A 20,351-nucleotide genomic window follows, 5' to 3' on the forward strand; every position below is an offset into this window, starting at 1 on the left:
CCGACCGACACCCGATCGCAGCGCAGCAGCCAGCACGCGGCCACCCGCTGCTCCAGGTGTCGAGTCCGTCCGCATCACCCATCACTCCCAGTGACCGATCATCGGAGGACCACGTGCAGTATCCCCTCCTGACGCGAAGGGCCCCTGCCCGTCCGCGTCGTCGACGCAGGCCGGCAGCCGCCGCGCTGACCCTGACCATGGCGGGGGCGCTGATCGGCGGCCTCGCCCCTGCCTCCGCCCTCGCCAACACCGGCTCCACCGCCACCGCCACCTCCTCGACCGGCACCAAGCCGTACGTCATCGAGGGGGACACCACGGGACTGCACGTCGAGGAGCGGATCATCGACGGCCGCGAGGTCCTGGTGATCTACCGCTCCGGCGGGAACCAGGAGCCTGTCACGGTCCGCGCCAACACCGGCACGGACGGGCAGGTGCGACCCAGGGGCGACACCCCGGACCCCGACGAGCCCACCTCGGCGGCGGACGACGAGCCGGCCGAGGCCGTCACGGTCGACACCAGCTCCGGCCCGCAGGTCGTGGTGCTCGGGCCCCCGCCCGGACCCGACGCCACCCATGAGGAGAAGCTGAACTGGTTCCAGAGGGCCTGGCGTGCCCTCTTCGGCGACGACAAGCCGGAGGGCACCACGCCCGAGGAGCTGGCTCCCACCCCGACCGCCACCCCGACGCCGGGGACGAGCAGGCCGTCCGAGGAGCGGCTGTGCATCACCATCCACCCGGCGCCGCCCGGCTGCGGCGACGACGACGAGACCACGGACGGCGAGCCGACTCCGACACCTACCTCAACCGCAACTCCGACGACGGGGACCGACTGCCCCGAGGACGCTCGGGCGAGCATCCCGACGGCGCCTCCCTACACGACCGGGCAGGGCATCTCCGAGGACGGTCGAGGCCCCGAGGGCGAGCCCACGCCTGACGCTTCCAGCACGCCCACCCCCTCTGCCGGCTCGGGGCGGACGGTCGAGGACGGCCAGAACAGCAGCGGATGGTTTTCCGACGAGGTCCGCAAGGAGGCGGTGCGCGAGGCCGCCGAGCGAGCCAAGGGCGCCTCAGGAGACTGCGACGACAAGACCCCCGCACCGACGCAGCCGGGCACGCAGTCCTGGTTGAAGGACATGCGACCGGGCCAGTGGCTCTCGGGCATCTCTGGCTCCAAGGACCGCCTGGGCGCGGCCCGCGGCAAGGAGGCGGTGCTGGCGAACACGTGGGCTCACGGAGGAGAGAACTCCATCACCCTCGCCGCGCTGCGCCCCGGCGGTGAGTACGGTCCGGACAAGTGGAGCACCACCACGGACGGACAGCCCCGTTCGCTGATCGTCTCCGTCGAGCCGTTCCCGACGGGTGGCTCGTGGGAGAAGGCTGCGGCCGGCGACTACGACGAGCGGTGGTCGCAGATGTTCTCCACCGGCGAGGAGCTGTGGGGAGACCGTCCCGGCACGCTGATCTGGTCGCCTGCCTGGGAGCTGAACGGAAACTGGTACGACTGGTCTGTCAAGGCTGGCCAGGAGAGGGCCGTGCGCGACGCCCTGGACCGCATGTACGAGGTCAAGCGCAAGACGTTCCCAGACTCCATGCTCATTCTGACGTTCAACAAGGAGAGCGTGGGCTTCGACGGTGACTCCAGCGAGCTGGTCCCCGAGAAGGTCGACGGCATCGGTGTCGACTACTACAACGCGTTCCCGGTGCAGCGCAGCAAGGCGGACTTCGAGAAGCTGCTCACCGAGCGGGACGGGGGCGGCGGGCCGAAGGGCCTGGAAACCTGGCGGCAGACCGCCGAGCAGCACGGGGTGCCGCTGTTCGTGCCGGAGTGGTCCGGCTCCGCAAAGGACGGCGACCACCCCGATTTCATCCGCGGGATGCACTCCTTCTTCACCAAGCACGCCGGACCCGGTGCCGGCCAGGTGGCCGGCGAGGCCCTGTTCGAGATCGCCAAGGACGGCACCAACTGGGAGCTGTCGCCCAACGTGACGAAGATGCCCAAGGCGGCGGCGACTTACCGAGAGCTGTTCGGCGGTGGCGCCCGCCAGGCCACGACCTCGTCTCCCGACCCCACGACGAGGGAAGAGACCGAGACGGACCACGCTCGTACCGCCCCGACGGGCGGCTGAGTGGTGCGCCTTACCGCCGAGATCCTCGACACCGAACGCCCTGAGCCACCTCCGCAACGAGTGAACGCTGGAACCGTCATCGCGGTCGGCGTGCTCGTCGCGGAAGCCCTCATGCTGGCCGTCGCCATCCCCTTCGGGCTGTTCGTCTGGGCCGCATGGGCGGCGTTCGCCGCCGCAGTCCTGGCGACCACGGTTGTGGTCATCGGTGAGGCATTCAGCCGGAACCGGTGCCGCGACGGCGGTACCGCGCCTTTGACGCCGGTGGTCCTCGCCCTGCAGCCGATGGCGTGGCTGGCTCAAGTCGTTCACCTTCTGCACCCCGACCTGTAGGACGCCGGCATCCCGGCACGCCAGGTGCCGGAGCTGGAGCAGGGCGGGCAGCGGTCGCCGCGATGGTGACCGCTGCCTGCCTCCCCGGCGTCCCCTCCTCACCGTCCACGGCTCAGCGTCCGGCTCCCGCCCCTGCCAGAGCCGACGCGGCGCGACGCTCCCTCAGCAACCCTCACCGGAGGAACCCGTGAACAGCCCTCAGCAGAGCGGACGCGCTGCACAGCGCCGCTCACACCGATCGCACCGCCTCGGCCTCACCGCGGCCCTGGCCCTGACCCTGACCGTCGGCAACGCCATCCCAAGCTGGGCCGCGCAGCCCTCAGCCGCACCGACGGGGTCGTCATCGCAGAGCTCGACGCCCTCAGCTACCGCCACATCGGGCCCCACGGCGACGAGCAGCGCGGCGGCCACGCTCACGAGCACCGCGTCGGCTGGCTCCGGCGACGCGCTGCCGGAGCCGCCCGGCGCCGATGCGAGCGAGGACGACAAGCTCGACTGGCTGCGCCGGGCTTGGGAGGCGTTGTTCGGCGACGACCAGCCGGGGGGCGGTGTCACGCCGGAGCGTGGCCCGGAGGAGGGCTCCGGGAGCGGTTCCGTCCCCACGGGAGGGGAGGGACCGTCGTGTGTCCCGTCCGACGGCGAGGCGACGAAGTCGACGCCCACCGCCACGGCCACGCCCACCGCCACGGCCACGCCCACCGCCACGCCCACCGCCACGGCCACCGCCACGGCCACCGAGGACGGCGGGAAGGGTGAGACGCAGCCCTCGACGGACGCGGCCAGGCCCGCCGGCTCGAACGAGTCTGCGCCGGCGCCACTTCCGCGAGGCACCCGCGCGACCGCGCTCAAGGCGACTGCGGTGCCGATGTCGGCGCCGGCCATCGCGAACCCGGGGGCGGGTCTGTTCAAGTGGCTGGGGCACGAATGGTTGAAGCAGCCGCAGCCGTCGCAGTACACCTACGACCGCTATGAGTGGTCCGACATCGAGACCGCCAAGGGCAAGTACGACTGGTCGCAGATCGACCGTGAGCTCGCGGAGGCGCAGAAGCGCTGCGGGAAGTTCGGCTTCCGCATCATGTCGATGCACTTCGGCGGCCCCGAGTCCTCCGTCCCTGGGTACCTCCAGGCGGAGGCCGGCGGCTTCTGGGCCACCGACAAGGGCAAGCGGCACTGGGTGCCGGACTGGAACAGCGAGGCGTACCTGCAGGCGGTGGAGCGGTTCCTGGCTGCCGCAGGGGAGAGGTACGCCGACGATCCACGTGTGGGGATGCTGGACATTGGCTTCTACGGGAACTGGGGCGAGTGGCACACCTGGCCCTTGAAGTACCCGAATGGCCCCTACACCACTGCGACGGAAGCCACCCAGAAGCGGATCATCGACGCGCACATCAAGGCGATGCCGAACAAGCGCTGGATCATGCTGCACGGCAACAACGACGTGCAGGCTGGCGTGGAGTACGCGATGAGCCTCCGCCATGGCAAGGACGACATCGCGGTCGGCTGGCGCAACGACAGCTTCAGCGCACAGGGCATGATCGACATGCGCGACGGAGACCGCCACTGGGCGAAGATGAAGGATCAGTGGAAGGTGGCGCCGGCGATCGGTGAGTTCGTCAACATCATGCCGGGCGACGGACGATTTGCGAACGCCGTCGACCAGGTACGCGAGTTCCACATGGCAGCCCTCTCCAACGGCAACATGAAGCTCGGTCCGGAGCACTTCTCCCAGGCCGAGAAGGACGCCATGCAGGCCGCGGGCAAGCTCGCCGGGTTCCGCTTCCACATCGATCAGGTGACCCTGCCGACCCCGATTCCGCGTGGGACGGCGTTCTCGGTGACCGCGACGTGGCAGAACGGCGGCGTGACCCCGGCCTACGAGCCGTGGGTGGTGCTCTACGAGCTGCGCAAGGGGAGCAAGGCCGTCTGGACTGGCCGCTCGACCCTGGACCTGCAGAAGGTGCTGCCAGGGGAGACGGAGCACGTGGACTCCTTCACGGTGCCGACGAGCATGGCGGCCGGGCAGTACGAGCTCGCGGTGAGGGTCGTCGACCGCGACGGCTACTACAAGCCCCTGCAGTTGGCGAACACCAACCGCACCGCCGGCGGCGGGTACCCGCTCGGCTCCATCACGGTCTCTTGACCTGATCTCTGGGCCGGTGTGCTCGGTGACGTCTCCGGGCGCACCGGCCCTCCCTGCTTCCCCGTCATCCGCATCGCGACGCGAAGGGCCACCCCATGTCGACCGATCGCCCTCCCCGAGCCCGCGCCGGCCTGGTCGCGCTGGCTCTCACTGCCGCCCTGACGCCTGCCCTGTGGGCACCCACCGCCACCGCGGCACCCGGCCCGGACCGGGCCTCCGCCGGCCTCACGGCGAAGCCCTTCCCGGGTTCGATCTGGTACACCCCGATCGGCTCCGGCGCGAAGTTCGTGCCCGCTGGCATCGAGCGGACCACCAAGCACCGAGGCGAGATCACCGTCGATGAGGAGATCATCTCGGTGGACCCCTCCGATCCGGTGCGCAAGCTCAACGGGTCCATCCCGGTGCACGTGGACCCATCCCTGCAGCACAACGGGAAGTGGAACGGCTGCGCCACGTTCCTCAGGGCGGACAAGCCCGACACGGTCATCTCCGGGCAGCCCCTGCGGCTCTCACCCGGTGGTGACCCCTCCTGGCAGTACACCACGGGGGACTCCCTCAGCCTGCGCGGCGACGGCATCGAGGGCTGCCACGGCGGCTCCCACATGTCCGGCATCGGCGGCACCATCCGCAAGGGCGACCTCAGCAGGGCCTCCCTCGACCACGCCCTGAAGATCAACCTGTGGTGCAAGAAGCATTGCTCGCTCGCCGAGGGCGGGAAGCGGTGGCCGGCCCGCACCGCCGACTCCTACGCCAGCCGCGGCTACGGCGGCAAGGTCTCGGCGGTCCGGATGGGCTCCCTGCTCGCCCTCAAGCCCGACGCCGACCTGAGCTTCATCCGCTCGGAGAACGCCCGGAAGATCGCTGAGGCGCTGCGCGACTACGGCGGCTACCTGGTCGACGACACCGCCTGGGACGTGCACGCCCTCTCCGTCGAGCGGGGTGCGGAGTTCTCCGACGGCGGCACGTTCCACGAGGACCTGCAGCGCGTCTTCACCATGCTGCACGTCGTCGACAACAACGCCCCCGGCCGGATCGGTGGAGGCGGCGAACCGAGCACCGGCAAGCCCGCCCCCAGCGCCAGCCCGACGCCCAGTGCGAGCCCCAAGCCCAGCGCGAGCCCGACACCGTCGTCCAGCTCCTCGCCGAAGCCTTCGGCGAGCCCGACGCCCTCGGGGGACCGGGACGACGACGAGGGCACGGTACTGCCGCAGCCTCCCGGTGAGGACGCCAGCGAGGAGGAGAAGCTGAACTGGCTGCAGCGGGCCTGGCTGATCCTCTTCGGAGACGACGAGCCCACCAAGGGCGGTGACGAGGAGTCGCCCCGCGAAGAGCCCACGCCCACGGCATCCCCGACGCCGAGCTCCACCTCGTCACCGCAGGCCAGCCCCAAGGCGAGCCCGAAGACTGCCCCGGCCGGGACCGTCCGCGTGATGCCGCTGGGCGACAGCCTGACCGATGGCTTCCCCGTCGATGGCCGCTGCGGCGACACCAGCACCCACCGCGCCGAGCAGGGGTCCTACCGGGGTGACCTGGCGAAGTCCTTCCCCGCCGGGCGCATCCGCTACGTCGGCTCCCTCACCAACGGCCCCGCCGACATGCCCGGCGGGCGGGCGCATGAGGGCCGCTGCGGATGGTGGCTGGCCGAGCACCCGAAGGGCGAGGACCTCGCCTCCCACGCCGGCGACTGGGTCCGCACTCACACCCCGGACGTGGTGCTCCTGCACGCCGGCACCAACGACCTCATTCACGGCGCCAGCCCCGCTGAGGCGGCGCAGCGCCTCGGCACGGTCCTCGACCAAATCCACGCCGCCCGGCCGCAGACCACCGTGCTCGTGGCGTCGCTGGCGCCCATGTACGTCGACGTCTCCGCCTTCAACGCCCTCGTGCCCGACGTCGTGGCCGACCGAGCCAGCAAGGGCGCCCAGGTCCGTTTCGTCGACATGGCGCCCGCCGACCTCGACAAGGAGGCGGACTACCAGCAGGGGCAGCACGTCCATCCCGACGCCTCCGGCTACACCAAGATGGCCGCCGCCTGGCGCCCCGTCCTCGAGCAGGTCCTCACCGCCCCGTCCCCCGCGACGGCGCGACCGTGACGCCCACCCCACCCGCTGCACCCTCGCGACGAGCACCTCGTACGAGCCCCACATCCACTCGCGCCAGCGCATCCCCCCAGGAGGCCCCGATGCCCCGATCCCGCCGGACGACCGCAGCCTGCGTGCTCGTCAGCGCCACCCTGCTTACCTCGACACCCACCGCCGCCGTTGCCGTTGCCGCCACCCCGACCGCGACACCCACGCCGACGTCCACGTCCCCGGTGAGCCCGACGACGCCGGAAGCCCCCGACGCCAGCGGGGCGAGCTCGCTGCCCGCGCCGCCGGCAGCCGATGCCAGCGAGGAGGACAAGCGCAGTTGGCTGCGACAGGTGTGGGAGGCCCTGTTCGGCGGCGACCAGCCCAGCAAGGAGGACGCGGTGAAGAAGCCGCCCCGCGGCGACGCGCCTGAGAAGCAGACGAAGGGCGCCACGCTGCAGGACCTGCGAGACGCGGGGGAGAGCGAGGACGACGCCCCGCAGAACCTGTCCTCGCCCAGCCCTGGTGTCTCCCGGGTAGTGATGCAGAAGGGGGAGATGGACGGCAGCAAGATCCGCTCCCGCATCGCAGCCACGGACGAGGCGACCTTGACCTACGAGGTGCGGATCCCGAAGGAGATGGAGCAGGCGTACCGCCAGACGACGGGGAAGCTGCCCGGCCTGGCGGGCGTGCCCGACAACGAGAGCCTCTGGTACGCCTCCTCCGGCGGCAACAAGCGTGAGGGTTCGTGGTCGATTCGGCTCACCCCGCGGCCCCCAAAGGGCGACAGCACGGACCCCTGGTGGGAGGCGTACATCTACGCCGGCCACGCGGGCGGCCAGGACTACGACGGCAAGTGGGGCATCCGGATCCCGCTCACCGAGGATCACAACGGCGACGGCACTCAACTGCCGATGACCTTCGGTGAGTGGTTCGAGGTCAAGATCCACGTCAAGATGAACACCCCCGGCAAGAACGACGGCGAGCTGGGCGTCTGGATCGACGGACGCCAGGGCGTCAAGGTCAGCGACGTCCGCTGGCGCGAGGCCGGCGACACGACCGGCGTCAACGAGTTCATGGGTGACGTCTTCATCAACCGCCCCGGCCCTCCGGCCACCGGCTACGTCGACTTCAAGAACTTCCGCATCAGCACCGGGAAGGCGCCCGCGCCGACGACGCCTTCCACGCCGGACGCCGCATCCGGCGCGCCGGGACGGAGCTCGGACGGCCCCTTCGCTGCCGGGCGACCCTGGGTGGACCCGCAGAGCAAGGCAGCGCAGGCCGCCGCAGCCGCGACGGACCCGCGAGACAAGGCCGCGCTGCAGCGCCTGGCTGCGGAGGGCTCCGCGGTCTGGATCGGGGACTGGACGCGGGACGTCACCAGCACCGTCGCCGACGTCGTGCGCCGAGCGACGGCGGCGCACCAGACGCCGACGTTCGTCGCCTACGCGATTCCCTCGCGTGACTGCTCGGGCGGCTACTCCGCCGGTGGCCTCGCCAGCGCCAGCGCCTACCGGTCTTGGATCGACTTGCTCGCCCAGGGCGTGCGCGACTCCGGTGCGGTGGTCGTGCTGGAGCCCGACGCGGTGGCGGGCTGGGACTGCCTCTCCGATGCGGCCCGCGCCGAGCGGGCCGCTCTGCTCGCCCAGGCGGGGAAGGAGCTGACCGCAGCCGGAGCCAGCGTGTACCTCGACGCGGGCACTGCCGGCTGGCAGAGCCCGCAGGAGATGGCGGTCCGGTTGAAGGCGGCTGGCGTTGAGGGGGTACGGGGGTTCTCCCTCAACGTCAGCAACTACGTCGGCACCGAAGCCAGCACCTCCTACGGCCGCCAGGTCCTCAAGGCGCTGGGCGGTGACGGGCACTTCGTCATCGACACCAGCCGCAACGGGGCCGGCCCGGCCGCCGCTGAGGACGAGGACGCCTGGTGCAACCCGCCGGGTCGTCGAGTCGGGCGCGGTTTCACCACTGCCACCGGTGACGCTGCGGTGGACGCCTGGCTGTGGATCAAGACACCGGGCGACTCCGACGGGACGTGCAACGGCGGTCCGGCCGCCGGACAGTGGTGGCAGGAGCGAGCCGTTCAGCTTGCCGGAGGCTGACCCAATCGCCCTCGGAGACAGAGGCTTGCGCATGTCGGCACGACCACAAGGACCGCCAGCAGTCTCCGACTGTGGGCAGGGCCGGGTGATTCCTCGGAATCGCCCGGCCCTGCCCAGGTTGGGCCTGGCGCCCGCACTCGCTTCATGCTGGGCGCAGGTTCCGTGCCTCCACCCAGGTGCACACGACCACGGCTGGCGTCACGTCATCCACCAGGTACACAACTTCGGCTCGCCACCCGCTGCCGGGATCGCGCTGCCAAGCGATCACCATTCCTGCCCATGGCCCAGGAGCCTCGGGTCCGCCTTGAACCCAGCAGAATCGGCGTGCTCGCCTGGCGAGCTCCTCCCGCTGGCGAGCTTCCACCCACTCCGCCCACTCCGACTCTCCGGGCTGCGGGCGCGGTCGTGGTCCCATGCCACCAGGCATCCGCACCTCCTCCACCCGGAGTGACCACCGATCATCCATGTCTTGCGTCAACTTCCTGGCATGGTCGCCGTTGACAGATCCTGTCCGGCGGCACTGACACGCTCGCGCTTGCCGGCCGTCCGTGAGGGCTGCCAACGCTGGTGGAGGACGGAGCAGCGTCCATGACTGTGGTGTACGACTGGCCCCTGGCCCGCCGGCCGACTTCGTCGCATCGAGGAGGCTTGTGCGTGGATGCCCGCGAACGACCGAGGGTGGTGTGCCTCTGTGGCTCGCTGCGCTTTCAGAGCCTGTTCGAGTCGGAGCGACAACGACTGACGTGTCTGGGCGTGATCGTGCTCGCTCCCGAGGCGATCAGTGAGGAGCTGACGCCCGCCAGGCGCGACGCGCTGGGTGAGCTGCACCTGAGGCGGATCGACCTGGCGGACGAGGTCCGCGTGGTCAGCGATGGCGGCTATGTCGGATCCTCGACACGGCGCGAGATCGAGTACGCACGGGATCAGGGCAAGGTCATCAGCTCTGTGGAGCCGACCGTCGAGCTGTGACCCCACGCTTCCGGCGCAGTCCACCACTGGCCACGTGGTCACCGGGATGGTCAGGCGCCTACTGGTAGACATGATCGCCCACTGAGCGCGGTGTGTGCGGTCCTTCCTGCCTGCGCTGGTCGGTCTAGCGGTGAGTTCCGGGTGCAGGGCCTCGGCGATTCTCATCCGCTGGCAGTGGTGGGTGTCCCCACCACCACACGCCCTCCGCGTCGGGGGCCATGGACTCGCTGACGCGACCCAACGACTCCTCGATGTCGGAGGTGACCAGGTCCCCGGCGAGGTCCTTGGCAGGGTCGAGGCCGTCGCTGGGGATGTCGAGGGGGTAGGTATCCACCTCGTCCAGCACCCGGCGCAGGCCGGTGGTGAAGCTCCACCACGGGTGACGGTAGATCAGGTAGAGCACCGGTTGGCCGTCTTCCACCGCAGTCCATGAGCGCAGCACCCGTACCGGTCCATCGCCGGGGCTGACCTCGTGACTGGGACGCTGGAGCAGGCGAAGCACCTCGGCGTGGACGTCATCGGCCCACTGCCGCGGTGTCTGCCGGATGCGGCGGATCGTCTCCTGCGAAGCACTCACCCCAGCGTTCTACCGGTCGGCGACTGCGCACCTCGACAGAGAGGCGCCACGAGCGGTCCTCGACTGCGCTGGAACAGCGTCGGAGTCGTGCGTTCGCGTGGTGGGCGGCGCGGTCAGATGACCTTGATGAGGAGGTTGCGGTGGACGCCGCGCCAGTCCTCCTCGTGCTGGTAGCCGTCGGGGACGAGGAGGACGTCTTCATCGCGAGGTCCGTCGGCGCCCATGACGGCGGTGGAGGAGTCCGGCGGCCAGGGGGTGCAGCCCGCGTCGGGGACGACCTCGCCGCCTTGGGTCCTGAGGGTGAGCAAGCAGGCGTCGCCGGTGACCCCGACGCCGAGGTAAGCCGGGCCGAGGGGGGTGTCGCTGAGGAATCGGGTGGTGTCGGGGCGCACCAGGTAACGCAGGTGCGGGCTGTCGATCACGTCGCCGGGCTGCTGCGGCGCGGCCAGGACCGCGAAGGCCGCGGTGGGCGCCATTGGCTGCCGCTCGGCCCGGCCGTCGTCGACCAGGGCGAGGTGGGTGGCCACGGACGCTGCGATCACGGCCAGCGCACCAGCAGCGAGGAGGGGCCTGACCTGGTGGCGGCTTCGGGTGGCTGGCTGCGAGTTGAGGTCAAGGTCCGGGTCGAGCGCGGTGTCGGACATGGGGAAGCTCCAAAGGGTAAGCAGGTGTAGGGGAAGGGCCGGGACAGGTGCACTTGGTGAAGTGAGTCCGGGCGTTGGCGGTCAGTTGTCGAGGCTGAGCAGGTCCGCGGGGGTGCAGTCCAGGGCGTCGCAGAGGGCGGTGAGGGTGGAGAAGCGGATCGCGCGGGCGCGGCCGTTCTTCAGCACCGCGAGGTTGGCCACGGTGATCCCGGCGCGGGCGGCGAGCTGGGCCATGGTCATCCCGCGCTGCTTGAGCAGGACGTCGAGGTGGCAGCGGATGCGGTGCGGTACTTCCGCCCCTGCGTCGACGTCGGCTCCTGCCTGCGTCACGGGCTCGCGTGGAGGAGCAGCGGGGGTGGTGGGTGCGGCCATCGGGCTCAGACCAGGCCCTCGGTGTCTTCGCGCAGGCGGGCGCCGGCGTGCACGGCGGCGGCCAGGACGAGCAGGAGCACCGCAGCCGGCAGTGGCCACAGCACCGGCTGCAGGTCCGCCACCCACACCTTCTCGGTGATGAAGGGCAACTGCAGCAGCCGCTGCGCCCCCAGGTAGGGCAGGACCGAGGCCGCGATCGAGGCCAGCACCAGCACGCCGGCGGCAGCGGCCAGGCGGGCGGCGTTGCCGGGAGCGAAGGGCTCACGGGAGGCGGTGGTGCGCACCAGCGGCACCAGCAGCGCCATGAGGACGGCGATGCTCACCCCCGCCACGCCCGCCCCGGAGTGCGCGGCCAGCGCCACTCCCGCATCGACGGGGTGGTCGAGGAAGGCGACCTCGGCCTGCAGGCCTCCCCCGGTTGCGGTGATGCCGGTCGGTGCGTCTTGGCCGTCGCCGTCGTAGATGGCGGTGTCGGCGCCATCCGGGGCCAGGGCCTGCACCTGCTGGGGGGCGACCTGTTGGGCGGGGAAGGGCAGGGAACCGGCCAGGCGGACCGGCAGGTGCATCGGCGTGCCGGACTGCCCGGTGGCGACCACTGCAGTCCCTACCCCGATGAGCAGGGCCAGGATGCCGAACACGCTCAAGGCCCCGATGAGCAGGCTGATCCGCAGCGGCTGCGCCGCGGCACCTTGACGGCCCTCGGGGCGGCGGCGGGTGAAGGTGATGGCCATGCGGTGCTCCTAGGGGCCGTATCGAGGATCGAGCGATCGACACTCGATTGATCGGCTCGCCGGGCAGGAAGCTGAACCAGGACCGGTGACGCCACCCGAACAGCCCCAGGACCACGCCGTCCGTCTCTCAGCGAAGCCCATCCACTTCTGCCTTCGGCGCAGCCTCAGCCGCTGACGATCGCGCCCGGCGGCCTGAGAGTGCACGTGGTTCGCACCCGCGGACGGCGACCCGAGTGTCACTTCATCGGATTCTCAAGCCTCTCCAGTTCTGGGCGCAGCACCAGGCTGCGCAGCTTGTCTTGGGTGGAGGTGCTCGATGCCCAGGACGAGCCGGAAGATGTCGGGGCTTGCGAGTCGACCAGGCAAGCGCAAGCCGTCGCGGTGATGACGCGGTGGTCGGGGTAGATCACGCTGAGCCGGGGGACGAAGCCTCGGGCAGGCTCGACGAGTCGATCACCGTCACCGCTCTCGGGCGTGTCCGCGACAGCGGGCATCGTGTCGGTGGTGCGCACTAGGACCGCTCCGCCGGGCAGGGTGTCTTCTGAGCAGCCCGCCTGTTCTGCGGTGGCCGCGGCGCATCGGAAGGACTGGGCGTGCTGGGGCGGGCCGAAGGTCACGCTCACGTGGATCTCGGTGCCGGGTCGGGTGCGGTCGTCTCGGCCGCCGTACATCCAGGTGAAGTACGGTGCGGCCCCCGGCCCGACCCAGTGCCCTTGCGCCCCGTCCGCCGAGGTGGCTACCGCGGGATCCACCGCGTCGAAGGCGCGCTGGAACGCCGCCGTCGCCGCGGCTTGGACTGCCGGGTCGAGCATCAGCCGTCCCGTCTTCTCAGTGGCATCGGCCGGTGCGGACTGCTGCGGCCGCGGCATGGACGGGACCGTGACGGCCGCGTCGCGCCACGGCTGCTGCCACGCCACCGCGGTCGCCGCGAGCAGCACCAGGGCGCCAGGAACGGCCAGGGCCGCCCGACGCAGCCGTGCGCGCCGGCGCCCAGCCCGGTGCAGCCCGGCCAGGTCCCAGTCACCTGCCGGGGGCCGGACGCCCTCGACCATCCCGGTCAGGGCTCGGGTCAGGTTCTCGTCGTCGGTGTCGGGCACACCTGCATCGATCATCGGGGCTCTCCACGGTGCCGGGCGGCGGGCGTCGGACAGGCAGGTGTCGGGCAGGCTGGCGTGGGGGTGAGGGAGGTGGGTCCGTAGTCGGGGCCCAGGAGTGCCTTCAGCTTCACCTTCGCGTCGTGGGCCTGGCTCTTCACGGTGCCCTCGCTGCAGTGGAGGGCGTCGGCGACCTCCGCGACACTCAGGCCCTCCACGTAGCGCAGCAGGATCACTGCGCGTTGCCGGGGCGGCAGTGTCGCCAGGGCGTCGTTCAGGTCCAGGCGCACACCCGGATCGGCCGGGGGCGCCACGGGGTCGTGGTCACCGAGGGTCAGGTCGGCGACCTCGCGCGCCCGCCACGGGCGGCGTTCCTCCGAGAGGAGGCGGCGCAGCAGGGTGGTGCGAGCAAAGGCGAAGGCGTCGCCGTCGCGGCGGATCCGTGGCCAGGCCACGTACATCCGCTTCAGCGTCTCCTGGACCGCGTCGTCGCTTCGGTGCCAGTCCCGGCACCACACGTACGCCAGCTTGCGCAGACGCGGCAGCGCCGCCACGACGAAGACGTCGAAGGACGCCTCGAACTCCTCACGCACCGCCCACCTCCACCCCTTCATACCCCGCCAGGCGACGAACGGTTGGGTGCGCGGCCCCGCCCGCCGGCACCGCCCGTCGGGATCAGCCGCCCGCTTAGCGCAGCGGCTCGTGAGACGGTCGGCGGGTCGAGCAACACCAGACGCCACCACCCTCGCGCCAGCGCAACCGCACGAGCTGACGAAAGGTCCACCGGCGAGCCCGGCTCTGACACAGTCACCTCCAGCATCAGGCGAGGGCGCGAGATGGAGGAGGTGCGTGGTGGGACGGGCTCGGCAGGGCGGATCACGATCGAGAACCCTCCAGACCGCACGGATGCTGGCGGTGAGTGCCGCGGCTGCGACCATGATCGCGGGTTGTGGCTCCGGTAGCCCTTCGCCCTTCGAGCCCGAGGCCCCACCCCCCGGAGGGACGGCTCGACCTCTCAGCGAGCGTGGACCTCATCGACAGCGACGGCAGCGCCGCCGCAGAACGTGTCCCCATCGAGGCCTCCGTGGCCTGGCTCGGTGGCCACAAGGGCATCGTTGCGGGAAGTGAGACCGCCCTGACGGTGAGCTTCGAGCCGCGAGAGCCGGCCGACCCAGACGACTACTCCGTACACCGCGAGGCGATCGGCACCGTTGAGGTCGACAACGCCGACGGAGACGGCTCGCTGGTGCTGCGTGAGGCGGAATGCCAGATCGGCGGGCCATGCACCGCGAACGAGGTGCACCTGGAGACGACCGACCTCCAGCCGGGCACCTACGTCCATACCTTCGACGTAACGTGGACAGCCAACGACGCACCTGAGCCTGCGGCGCCTTCCGGCGTCACCCAAGCCCGCGTAGTGATCACCGCCACGTGACACAGCGGGATGCCGCTGAGCCTTCAACAGCGCCGACAATGTCCCCACAGATCCCCTCGCTCATCGACAAGGCGGGCGTCTGGGCGGGTCATGCCCGCGCACTGAGCGCGGCGTCAGCGCGGATGTCGGCCGTGCTGACGGCGAGGTCGAGGGTCCTCAAGACGGCTCCTTGGGCTCCTCCCGTACCGGTTCGAGGATGTCGGCGGGCAGCTACGCAAGGTGAGGCATCTGCGCCTCGATGCGCGCGAGCAGATCGCGGGTCACCTCGATGTGCTCAGGCGCCTGCTTATAGGGAGCCCAGCTGCGCAGCGTCGCGTGCACGAAGCTCCAGTGCTCCCGCGTCAGCTCCAAGCCCATCAGCTCGTCCTGCGCTGCTGCCGTGTGGTCGGCGGCGTCCGCCCCGGCGGCGAGGTCGGGGTAGAGCTGGGGACTGATGATGTCTCGGATCTCCCCGGCCAGGTCGGCGGACTGGTCGTTGCCGTCCACCCGTTGAGTGTCGGCTTCGTTGTCGAGGGTGCCGTCGATGATCACGCAGTACAGGCGCGGCAGCACAAGGCGGTGAAGCGTCATCGGTGGCGGACCTCTCATGGACGTCACAGCAGGCTGACAGGGCAGATCAGCACTCTTCCGCACTTACCTCAGGGAATCGCTCTTCGGTCGACGAGAGCGCCTAGGCGGATCATGACCGCGCTTCATCAGCATCACGTGCGGCCGTCCTGGTGTGCTTGAGGTGATCGTCAGGCGAAGGTCTGCACGGTGACGAGGAAGTTCTCGCTGCGTGAGGTGAGCTCTTCCCCTGTCCACGGGTCTTCCAGGTGGCCGTCATCGTGGGGGTCGACGCCTCGCAGGGCGTCCCCGCTCGGTATGCGCAAGATCGGCCGCGTGACACCGTCGCCCTCAACGACGTGGAGGTCGGTCACCCGTCCCCGCACGCGCACGTCGGGTTCGATGTGGTGGTGGGTCTCGATGAGGCGCACCCTGCCGTCCTGCCCCGACCAGCGGATGCAGCCGAGATCGAGGATCTCGTTGCGCTCGATGACGGAGCCGCAGCACTGGTGCTCCCAGTCACCCACCTCGACGACAACCTCCATGCCGTGAAGCTAGTCAGTCATGGGGTGGCTGGCCGCCCAGGATCGCGCCGTACCTGCGGCGGAGGCGGATGGTCTACTCCTTCAGGTTCGATCACGGAATGTCGATGACGAGGCGTGGCCCTTCTGCGTCCGGTCCTGGCAGTGCCGTTGGTGCTCGCCCTCGTCGGAGCTGGTGCGTCCGCGACGCTGCCCGCGCTGACCGAGCACTCCCACCAGAAGCACCTGGCCGAGGCGGTGGACGTGGCACGCGGTCTGCAGGCGCCCTTCGGCGCGGTGGACTCCACCATCTGCAACGGCGACGGCCAGGTGGCCTGCTGGGAGAGCCCCGAGCCCGTCAAGGTGGTCGCCACCAAGCTCGCCCGCGAGATGGACGTCCAGGCGAACAAGGCCGCGGCCCTCACCTGCGAGCAGATGCCCGTAGGCACCACTGGCGCCTACCTGTCCGCTGACTCCTGCTTCGTCAGGGTCCGCTTCGGCAGCCATGGGACCTTCGCCTTCGTCGAGCCCCTCGTCGAGCGCGACGCCGACGGCATCGCTTCCGTCGTCGGTGCCCGCATCAGCCTCAGCGCCGCCTGACTCGCCCGGCCCCCACCCCGGCTCGGCACCGTGCCTGACCAGCGTCTGGTCGTGCGCGTCGACGCCGGCGTAATCACCTCTCCGGCGGCAGGGACGGCATGCCCAGTTGCTCGCGCAGTGAGGGGCGCGAGGGGTCGGGGGCGCCGAAGTAGACCTCGACGTCGGGCAGTTGGCGCTGCAGCTCTAGGGCCAGCTGCAGCCCTTCCTGCTCCCAGTCCTCCTCGCTCTGCTTGGCACGCCACTGGAAGTCGGTGCCCGGCAGGCAGGCGTAGACGGCGTTCCAAGCCCGCAGCCGCGCGAGCAGGTCCGAGCCGGCGCCCAGGTCGAGCAGCACGGCAGAGTTGAGTCCGCCGCCGGGCTCGCCTGGGGAGTGGTCCCAGACGTAGGCGTCCTCGTCGTACTCGGGCGCGATGGCGATCACCGTGGGGCGGTACGGCTCAGGCGGCACGCCTGGATCCTGGCAGCAGCATCAGGAGGTGTGCCCGGAGAGCACCAGAGTCGTGCCTCCACCGGCCGGTCATGCTCGCGCCCTGGTCGCGGCGAATGCGGATCTTGGATGGGTCGCCTGTCGGGGTGGTCAGCGCCGTAGCCAGCGGCCGGTCGGCGTGAGGGTGGACGATCGAGGGAGCGTCACGTCCGTCCTGGGCGTCGAAGGTGCCATGACGGCGAGGGAGGACAAGCCATGGCCAGGCCGTGGGTTCGTGTGGTGACCTGCTTCGCTTCCATGCTCAGCGCGGGTGCGCTCTTGGTGTGGGCGCCGTGGGAGGACCACGCCCCTCCTGGTCTCGAGCTCGCCGACTGTGACAAGGAGCCGGTGTCGTGGGCGGTGACCGTCGCAGCCACCGTCACCCCCGACGACCCGCAGGTCGCCGTCCCCGACGCGCTGCTGATCGCGGAGAGGGGACAGGAGCAGGGACACAGCCCGCCGGCGCCGACCGCGACGGTAGACGTGCCACGGTGCGAGGCGTTCATGGTGGACGTCCAGGTAGTCATGCCCGCCGGGACACCGACTGGTGCGGCAGGCCCACAGGGGGAAGCGTTGCCGATGCTGTCCGACCTGCAGGCTGAGTCGCAGCGACTGCGCTCCGGCGCCGGGCGCCTCTACGCCCACATCCCCGAGGATCTGTACTGCCCGGAGAACGCCAGTTGCGGGGTGTGGAACGGCTGGTCCATCACGCTGGAGGCTCCGACGCCGGCCACCTTCACGGCGAAGGCTCCGATCACCTGGGGCGACACTCCGGGCGGGCCACTGGTCCACCACGGCCTGCTCACCCTCGACGTCACGCCTCGCCCTTGACGCCCTGGACGACGCCACAGTGAAGCCCGGCGCCGCACCGCTCAGCTACTGACCGCGCCCCACCAGCAGCATGGGCGGATGTCTGTGTGGACGTCTCCCCGACCATGAGGCCAAGCTGCGTACATGAGCTTGTCCGCTCTGTTGCGCGAGCTACCAGACCGAGCAGATCTTCGCGAACAGGCCGACAACGGGCTTTCCCCTCAGTTCTTGACCATCGAGGGCGTGCGCCGCACCCGAGGCCGTGAGCTGACACCGGCCGAAGCCGTCGCTCACGCCGAGCGGGGACGGCCCGCCTACGTGCTCACCTTCGGCAAGTGCGTCCAAGTCTCACCTGGGCTGCTCGCTGTCGTGCTGAACGATGAGGACCTCCAGCCTGAAGCCAACTGCTCAGGCCCGGACATCCTCATGTATGGACGGCACCGCCATGGCGAAGCGGACACCCGCCTCGTCGTGGTCTCGGTGGTCGCCTGGATCGACTGAGGCCACGGCGAGCCACACCGCATCGCGCTCGCACCGCGGCATGAGCGTGCATGTGAGCCGGTACGACGACGGCCCCGCACTCGACCTTGGTGATCGAGTGCGGAGCCATCGTGTGGCCGTGTCAGAGGTTGATGTCGGTACCGCGGCCCTTGCCATCCAAGTAGGCGAGGGCACGCTCCATCACAGGTCCGGAGAACGGGTTGCTCAGTCCAGCCTGCTGGTAGCGAAGCGCCTGGGTCTTAAGCCATGCGCCGGTGATCTCCTGATTCGGCGCCAGCGTGTGCCGGGCCATAGCGATGTCACCTGCCAGGTGCGGACGCAGATGGTTCGGATTGCTCGCGTCGAAGTCAGCGGGCTTCGTCCATCCGGTGGCCGCTTGGATCAGCTCCCAGTCCGAGCTGGTGAGCTGGTCGTAGATGTCTCCGCCCGTGCTGCTGCTGGCCGAGGTGGCGGGGGAGGTGGAGGAAGCCGGGCTGACTCCCCACAGGGCGCTGCTGGCGCTGGTGCCGGAGACGTTCACGAGTGCTCCCTCAGAGCCGGGGACGAGCGGTCACGGGTGGTCCTGCTCATCCATCGGCACGTCTACCTCGGCACTTGAGCCCGTCGACCTGATCGGCCGAACGGGTGACAACACCCACCGGGTAGCACTACGGGGACTGCTCGCTCATCGACAGATCCGGTAGATGGCGTTGATCTTGATGTGGCTTCGTCATGGGCTCGGTGTGGCGCGGTAGGCGTCGCGGGGGGTGCGATCGCCGAGGGCCTGGTGGGGACGTCGGGTGTTGTAGGTCTGGCGGAAGAGGTTGACCTCGACGGCCAGAGCGTCACCGTCGTCGATGATGGCGCGGTAGAGGTGCTCGTACTTCAGCGTGCCGAAGAAGCGCTCGACGACCCCGTTGGTCTGCGGGGACCGCACGCGGGTGCGGACGTGCCGCAGGAGCGGGTCGGGGCCGGTGAAGAGGGTGGCGAAGGTGTCGCCGCGGAAGCAGGGTCCGTTGTCGGTGACCAAGGCGATGGGCGCGGGGCGGTCCAGGAGCTCCCCGGTGGCCTCGTCAAGAACCTCGACACTGCCGCGGTCGGCGCGCAGGTCCTCCAGGCACAGTTGGCGCTGAGCGGCGGCGATGGCGGCTCGGACGCAGGCGACCGCATCGCCGCCGCGACTTGTTGTGGTCACGGTGACAGCGAGGCAGAACTTGGTGGCGTAGTCCACGACGGCGCACAGCCGCCAGATTCCGCCGGTGGGGGTCTCGAACTCGGAGAAGTCCATCTGCCAGACCCGGTTCCGTCGCGTGGGTGGGTCGTGGAAGACCTGTCGGCGCACCATCGACCACGCCTTGCGGTCGGCCCGGAAGCCCGACGACAGCAGCAGCCCTCGCCGGCGCAGCGCCCGCTGCACTGTCGAGGTCGACACCGCATGCCCGTCGGCGCGCATGAGGGCGGCGATCTTGCGGTGGCCCCAGGCGGGCCAGTCCGCGGCGTACTTCGCGGCCAGCGCCTCGATCGCGTCGACCTTCGGCGCCGGCCACGGCCCCCGGTCCGGCTGCTCAGGACCCAGCCGGCGGTAGCGGGCCAGGCGGCGCCGGTAGGTCCGCTCCGGGATCCCGGCCAGCTTCGCGAACCTCAAGACGGGGAGCTGGTGCTCCCTCCTCAGGGTCTCGAGGTCCCTGAAGGGACCTGATTGACCGCCGCTGCACCTGCGGCGTCTGTGTGGCGGGTGGCCATCTGCAGGATGCGCACCTGGATGATCGCTTCGGCCAAGGCGAGCTTGAGCTGCTCGTTCTCCGCCCGCAGGCGCCGCTCCGTCGACGTCCCGACTCCAGGGGTGCCCGGCAGCTTGGGGACGAGGCCTTCCTTGCCGGCGGCGAGGAAGCGGTCGCGCCAGTTACCGACGGTGGCGGCAGCGACCCCGTGACGGCGGGCCGCCTCGGACATGGACAGCTCACCAGCCAGCACGGCGAGCACTACGGACAGCTGGACGTCCTGGCTGATGGGACGCGGCCGGGAGCGGCTCATCGCGGACCCCGGGTCTTCAACGATCTTGGCTCATGGGCATGCCAGAAAGTCTGACTCAGTACATCCACTAGCCTTCGAACACTTGTTCGAAGGCTAGTAGGTGGGGGAGTGATGCGCCGATCCGATCATGAGCCGGTCATCCGGACATGGCGACCACCCAACTGGCCCCCTGCCGTCCCCCCGCCCAGCGTCGAGGGCTGGGACTTGGCGGCCGGGGAGCTGCTCATGGACTTCGCCCCCGCGAGCTGGCGAGCAGAGGAGGCTCTGCACCGACACCCTGTCTTGCTGGCATGGCTAGCCGCCCACCA

General features: G+C 70.4%; 22 protein-coding genes. 10 read left to right on the top strand and 12 right to left on the bottom strand.

Translation table 11 applies throughout. From position 1 onward, the window contains the following. Positions 1 to 197: 197 nt before the first annotated feature. The 6 genes from ACYQBY_RS17285 to ACYQBY_RS17310 all read left to right on the top strand — a co-directional run bounded on the left by ACYQBY_RS17285 (position 198) and on the right by ACYQBY_RS17310 (position 9,733). Positions 198 to 2,126: a hypothetical protein gene (locus tag ACYQBY_RS17285; protein ID WP_459645125.1), complete on the top strand. Its 1,929-nt coding sequence runs from the start codon at positions 198 to 200 to the stop codon at positions 2,124 to 2,126. Between the two features lie 3 nt (positions 2,127 to 2,129). Beyond that, positions 2,130 to 2,456 carry a hypothetical protein gene (locus ACYQBY_RS17290; RefSeq protein WP_459645126.1) on the top strand — a complete coding sequence of 109 codons (327 nt, stop codon included), beginning with the start codon at positions 2,130 to 2,132 and terminating at the stop codon, positions 2,454 to 2,456. A gap of 187 nt (positions 2,457 to 2,643) precedes the next feature. After that, on the top strand, positions 2,644 to 4,596 hold the full coding sequence (locus tag ACYQBY_RS17295) for a DUF4832 domain-containing protein (RefSeq protein WP_459645127.1): 1,953 nt from the start codon (positions 2,644 to 2,646) through the stop codon (positions 4,594 to 4,596). 95 nt (positions 4,597 to 4,691) lie between these two features. Beyond that, positions 4,692 to 6,689 (top strand): SGNH/GDSL hydrolase family protein, encoded by a 1,998-nt coding sequence (locus tag ACYQBY_RS17300; RefSeq protein ID WP_459645128.1) that lies wholly within the window; start codon positions 4,692 to 4,694, stop codon positions 6,687 to 6,689. Between the two features lie 89 nt (positions 6,690 to 6,778). Next, positions 6,779 to 8,764 (top strand): glycoside hydrolase family 6 protein, encoded by a 1,986-nt coding sequence (locus ACYQBY_RS17305; RefSeq protein WP_459645129.1) that lies wholly within the window; start codon positions 6,779 to 6,781, stop codon positions 8,762 to 8,764. Between the two features lie 654 nt (positions 8,765 to 9,418). Continuing rightward, on the top strand, positions 9,419 to 9,733 hold the full coding sequence (locus tag ACYQBY_RS17310; RefSeq protein WP_459645130.1) for a hypothetical protein: 315 nt from the start codon (positions 9,419 to 9,421) through the stop codon (positions 9,731 to 9,733). Between the two features lie 124 nt (positions 9,734 to 9,857). Here the strand turns inward: ACYQBY_RS17310 and ACYQBY_RS17315 are convergent, their stop codons facing one another. From ACYQBY_RS17315 to ACYQBY_RS17340, 6 genes are all read right to left on the bottom strand, one after another. Then, positions 9,858 to 10,310, bottom strand: coding sequence for a hypothetical protein (locus ACYQBY_RS17315; protein WP_459645131.1), 453 nt, complete (start codon positions 10,308 to 10,310; stop codon positions 9,858 to 9,860). 113 nt (positions 10,311 to 10,423) lie between these two features. Next, positions 10,424 to 10,852 (bottom strand): hypothetical protein, encoded by a 429-nt coding sequence (locus tag ACYQBY_RS17320; protein ID WP_459645132.1) that lies wholly within the window; start codon positions 10,850 to 10,852, stop codon positions 10,424 to 10,426. 183 nt (positions 10,853 to 11,035) lie between these two features. Next, positions 11,036 to 11,284 (bottom strand): helix-turn-helix domain-containing protein, encoded by a 249-nt coding sequence (locus ACYQBY_RS17325; RefSeq protein ID WP_459645133.1) that lies wholly within the window; start codon positions 11,282 to 11,284, stop codon positions 11,036 to 11,038. 47 nt (positions 11,285 to 11,331) lie between these two features. Next, the gene (locus tag ACYQBY_RS17330; RefSeq protein ID WP_459645134.1) at positions 11,332 to 12,057 is read right to left on the bottom strand and encodes a hypothetical protein; all 726 of its coding nucleotides are present in this window, start codon (positions 12,055 to 12,057) and stop codon (positions 11,332 to 11,334) included. A gap of 236 nt (positions 12,058 to 12,293) precedes the next feature. Beyond that, complete coding sequence (locus tag ACYQBY_RS17335) at positions 12,294 to 13,169, bottom strand: hypothetical protein (protein WP_459645135.1); 876 nt, start codon at positions 13,167 to 13,169, stop codon at positions 12,294 to 12,296. Beyond that, entirely contained in the window at positions 13,166 to 13,744 is a 579-nt protein-coding gene (locus ACYQBY_RS17340) for an RNA polymerase sigma factor (protein ID WP_459645136.1), read from the bottom strand. The genes ACYQBY_RS17335 and ACYQBY_RS17340 overlap by 4 nt, the downstream gene beginning before the upstream one ends. Before the next feature lie 431 nt (positions 13,745 to 14,175). Here ACYQBY_RS17340 and ACYQBY_RS17345 point away from each other — a divergent pair, with 431 nt between their 5' ends. Then, positions 14,176 to 14,586: a hypothetical protein gene (locus tag ACYQBY_RS17345; RefSeq protein WP_459645137.1), complete on the top strand. Its 411-nt coding sequence runs from the start codon at positions 14,176 to 14,178 to the stop codon at positions 14,584 to 14,586. A gap of 210 nt (positions 14,587 to 14,796) precedes the next feature. On the opposite strand, the gene ACYQBY_RS17350 is transcribed toward ACYQBY_RS17345, so the two are convergent. Together ACYQBY_RS17350 and ACYQBY_RS17355 are read right to left on the bottom strand one after the other, a co-directional pair. After that, a complete protein-coding gene (locus ACYQBY_RS17350) occupies positions 14,797 to 15,156 on the bottom strand; it encodes a hypothetical protein (protein ID WP_459645138.1) in 360 nt (119 codons plus the stop codon). 167 nt (positions 15,157 to 15,323) lie between these two features. After that, positions 15,324 to 15,677, bottom strand: a complete 354-nt coding sequence (locus tag ACYQBY_RS17355; protein WP_459645139.1) for a hypothetical protein — start codon at positions 15,675 to 15,677, stop codon at positions 15,324 to 15,326. Between the two features lie 114 nt (positions 15,678 to 15,791). Here ACYQBY_RS17355 and ACYQBY_RS17360 point away from each other — a divergent pair, with 114 nt between their 5' ends. Beyond that, positions 15,792 to 16,253 carry a hypothetical protein gene (locus ACYQBY_RS17360; protein WP_459645140.1) on the top strand — a complete coding sequence of 154 codons (462 nt, stop codon included), beginning with the start codon at positions 15,792 to 15,794 and terminating at the stop codon, positions 16,251 to 16,253. A 73-nt stretch (positions 16,254 to 16,326) separates the two neighbouring features. Here the strand turns inward: ACYQBY_RS17360 and ACYQBY_RS17365 are convergent, their stop codons facing one another. Next, positions 16,327 to 16,701 (bottom strand): hypothetical protein, encoded by a 375-nt coding sequence (locus ACYQBY_RS17365; protein WP_459645141.1) that lies wholly within the window; start codon positions 16,699 to 16,701, stop codon positions 16,327 to 16,329. Positions 16,702 to 16,935: 234 nt separating this feature from the next. Here ACYQBY_RS17365 and ACYQBY_RS17370 point away from each other — a divergent pair, with 234 nt between their 5' ends. Further along, a complete protein-coding gene (locus ACYQBY_RS17370) occupies positions 16,936 to 17,550 on the top strand; it encodes a hypothetical protein (RefSeq protein ID WP_459645142.1) in 615 nt (204 codons plus the stop codon). Between the two features lie 123 nt (positions 17,551 to 17,673). After that, complete coding sequence (locus ACYQBY_RS17375) at positions 17,674 to 18,030, top strand: hypothetical protein (protein ID WP_459645143.1); 357 nt, start codon at positions 17,674 to 17,676, stop codon at positions 18,028 to 18,030. 121 nt (positions 18,031 to 18,151) lie between these two features. On the opposite strand, the gene ACYQBY_RS17380 is transcribed toward ACYQBY_RS17375, so the two are convergent. From ACYQBY_RS17380 to ACYQBY_RS17390, 3 genes are all read right to left on the bottom strand, one after another. Further along, positions 18,152 to 18,550, bottom strand: coding sequence for a hypothetical protein (locus ACYQBY_RS17380; RefSeq protein WP_459645144.1), 399 nt, complete (start codon positions 18,548 to 18,550; stop codon positions 18,152 to 18,154). A gap of 189 nt (positions 18,551 to 18,739) precedes the next feature. Further along, entirely contained in the window at positions 18,740 to 19,654 is a 915-nt protein-coding gene (locus ACYQBY_RS17385) for a transposase (RefSeq protein ID WP_459645145.1), read from the bottom strand. A 23-nt stretch (positions 19,655 to 19,677) separates the two neighbouring features. Then, entirely contained in the window at positions 19,678 to 20,043 is a 366-nt protein-coding gene (locus ACYQBY_RS17390) for a transposase (protein WP_459645146.1), read from the bottom strand. Positions 20,044 to 20,351 lie beyond the last annotated feature (308 nt).

The organism is Kineococcus anabasis (genome assembly GCF_054590795.1).

What these genes read in the sequence shown, in the direction of transcription:
- ACYQBY_RS17285 (WP_459645125.1), top strand. Translation starts at nt 198, where the DNA reads ATGGCGGGGGCGCTGATCGGCGGCCTCGCCCCTGCCTCCGCCCTCGCC.
- ACYQBY_RS17300 (WP_459645128.1), top strand. Translation starts at nt 4,692, where the DNA reads ATGTCGACCGATCGCCCTCCCCGAGCCCGCGCCGGCCTGGTCGCGCTG.
- ACYQBY_RS17305 (WP_459645129.1), top strand. Translation starts at nt 6,779, where the DNA reads ATGCCCCGATCCCGCCGGACGACCGCAGCCTGCGTGCTCGTCAGCGCC.
- ACYQBY_RS17330 (WP_459645134.1), bottom strand. Translation starts at nt 12,057, where the DNA reads ATGGCCATCACCTTCACCCGCCGCCGCCCCGAGGGCCGTCAAGGTGCC.
- ACYQBY_RS17335 (WP_459645135.1), bottom strand. Translation starts at nt 13,169, where the DNA reads ATGATCGATGCAGGTGTGCCCGACACCGACGACGAGAACCTGACCCGA.
- ACYQBY_RS17350 (WP_459645138.1), bottom strand. Translation starts at nt 15,156, where the DNA reads ATGACGCTTCACCGCCTTGTGCTGCCGCGCCTGTACTGCGTGATCATC.
- ACYQBY_RS17355 (WP_459645139.1), bottom strand. Translation starts at nt 15,677, where the DNA reads ATGGAGGTTGTCGTCGAGGTGGGTGACTGGGAGCACCAGTGCTGCGGC.
- ACYQBY_RS17370 (WP_459645142.1), top strand. Translation starts at nt 16,936, where the DNA reads ATGGCCAGGCCGTGGGTTCGTGTGGTGACCTGCTTCGCTTCCATGCTC.
- ACYQBY_RS17375 (WP_459645143.1), top strand. Translation starts at nt 17,674, where the DNA reads ATGAGCTTGTCCGCTCTGTTGCGCGAGCTACCAGACCGAGCAGATCTT.
- ACYQBY_RS17390 (WP_459645146.1), bottom strand. Translation starts at nt 20,043, where the DNA reads ATGAGCCGCTCCCGGCCGCGTCCCATCAGCCAGGACGTCCAGCTGTCC.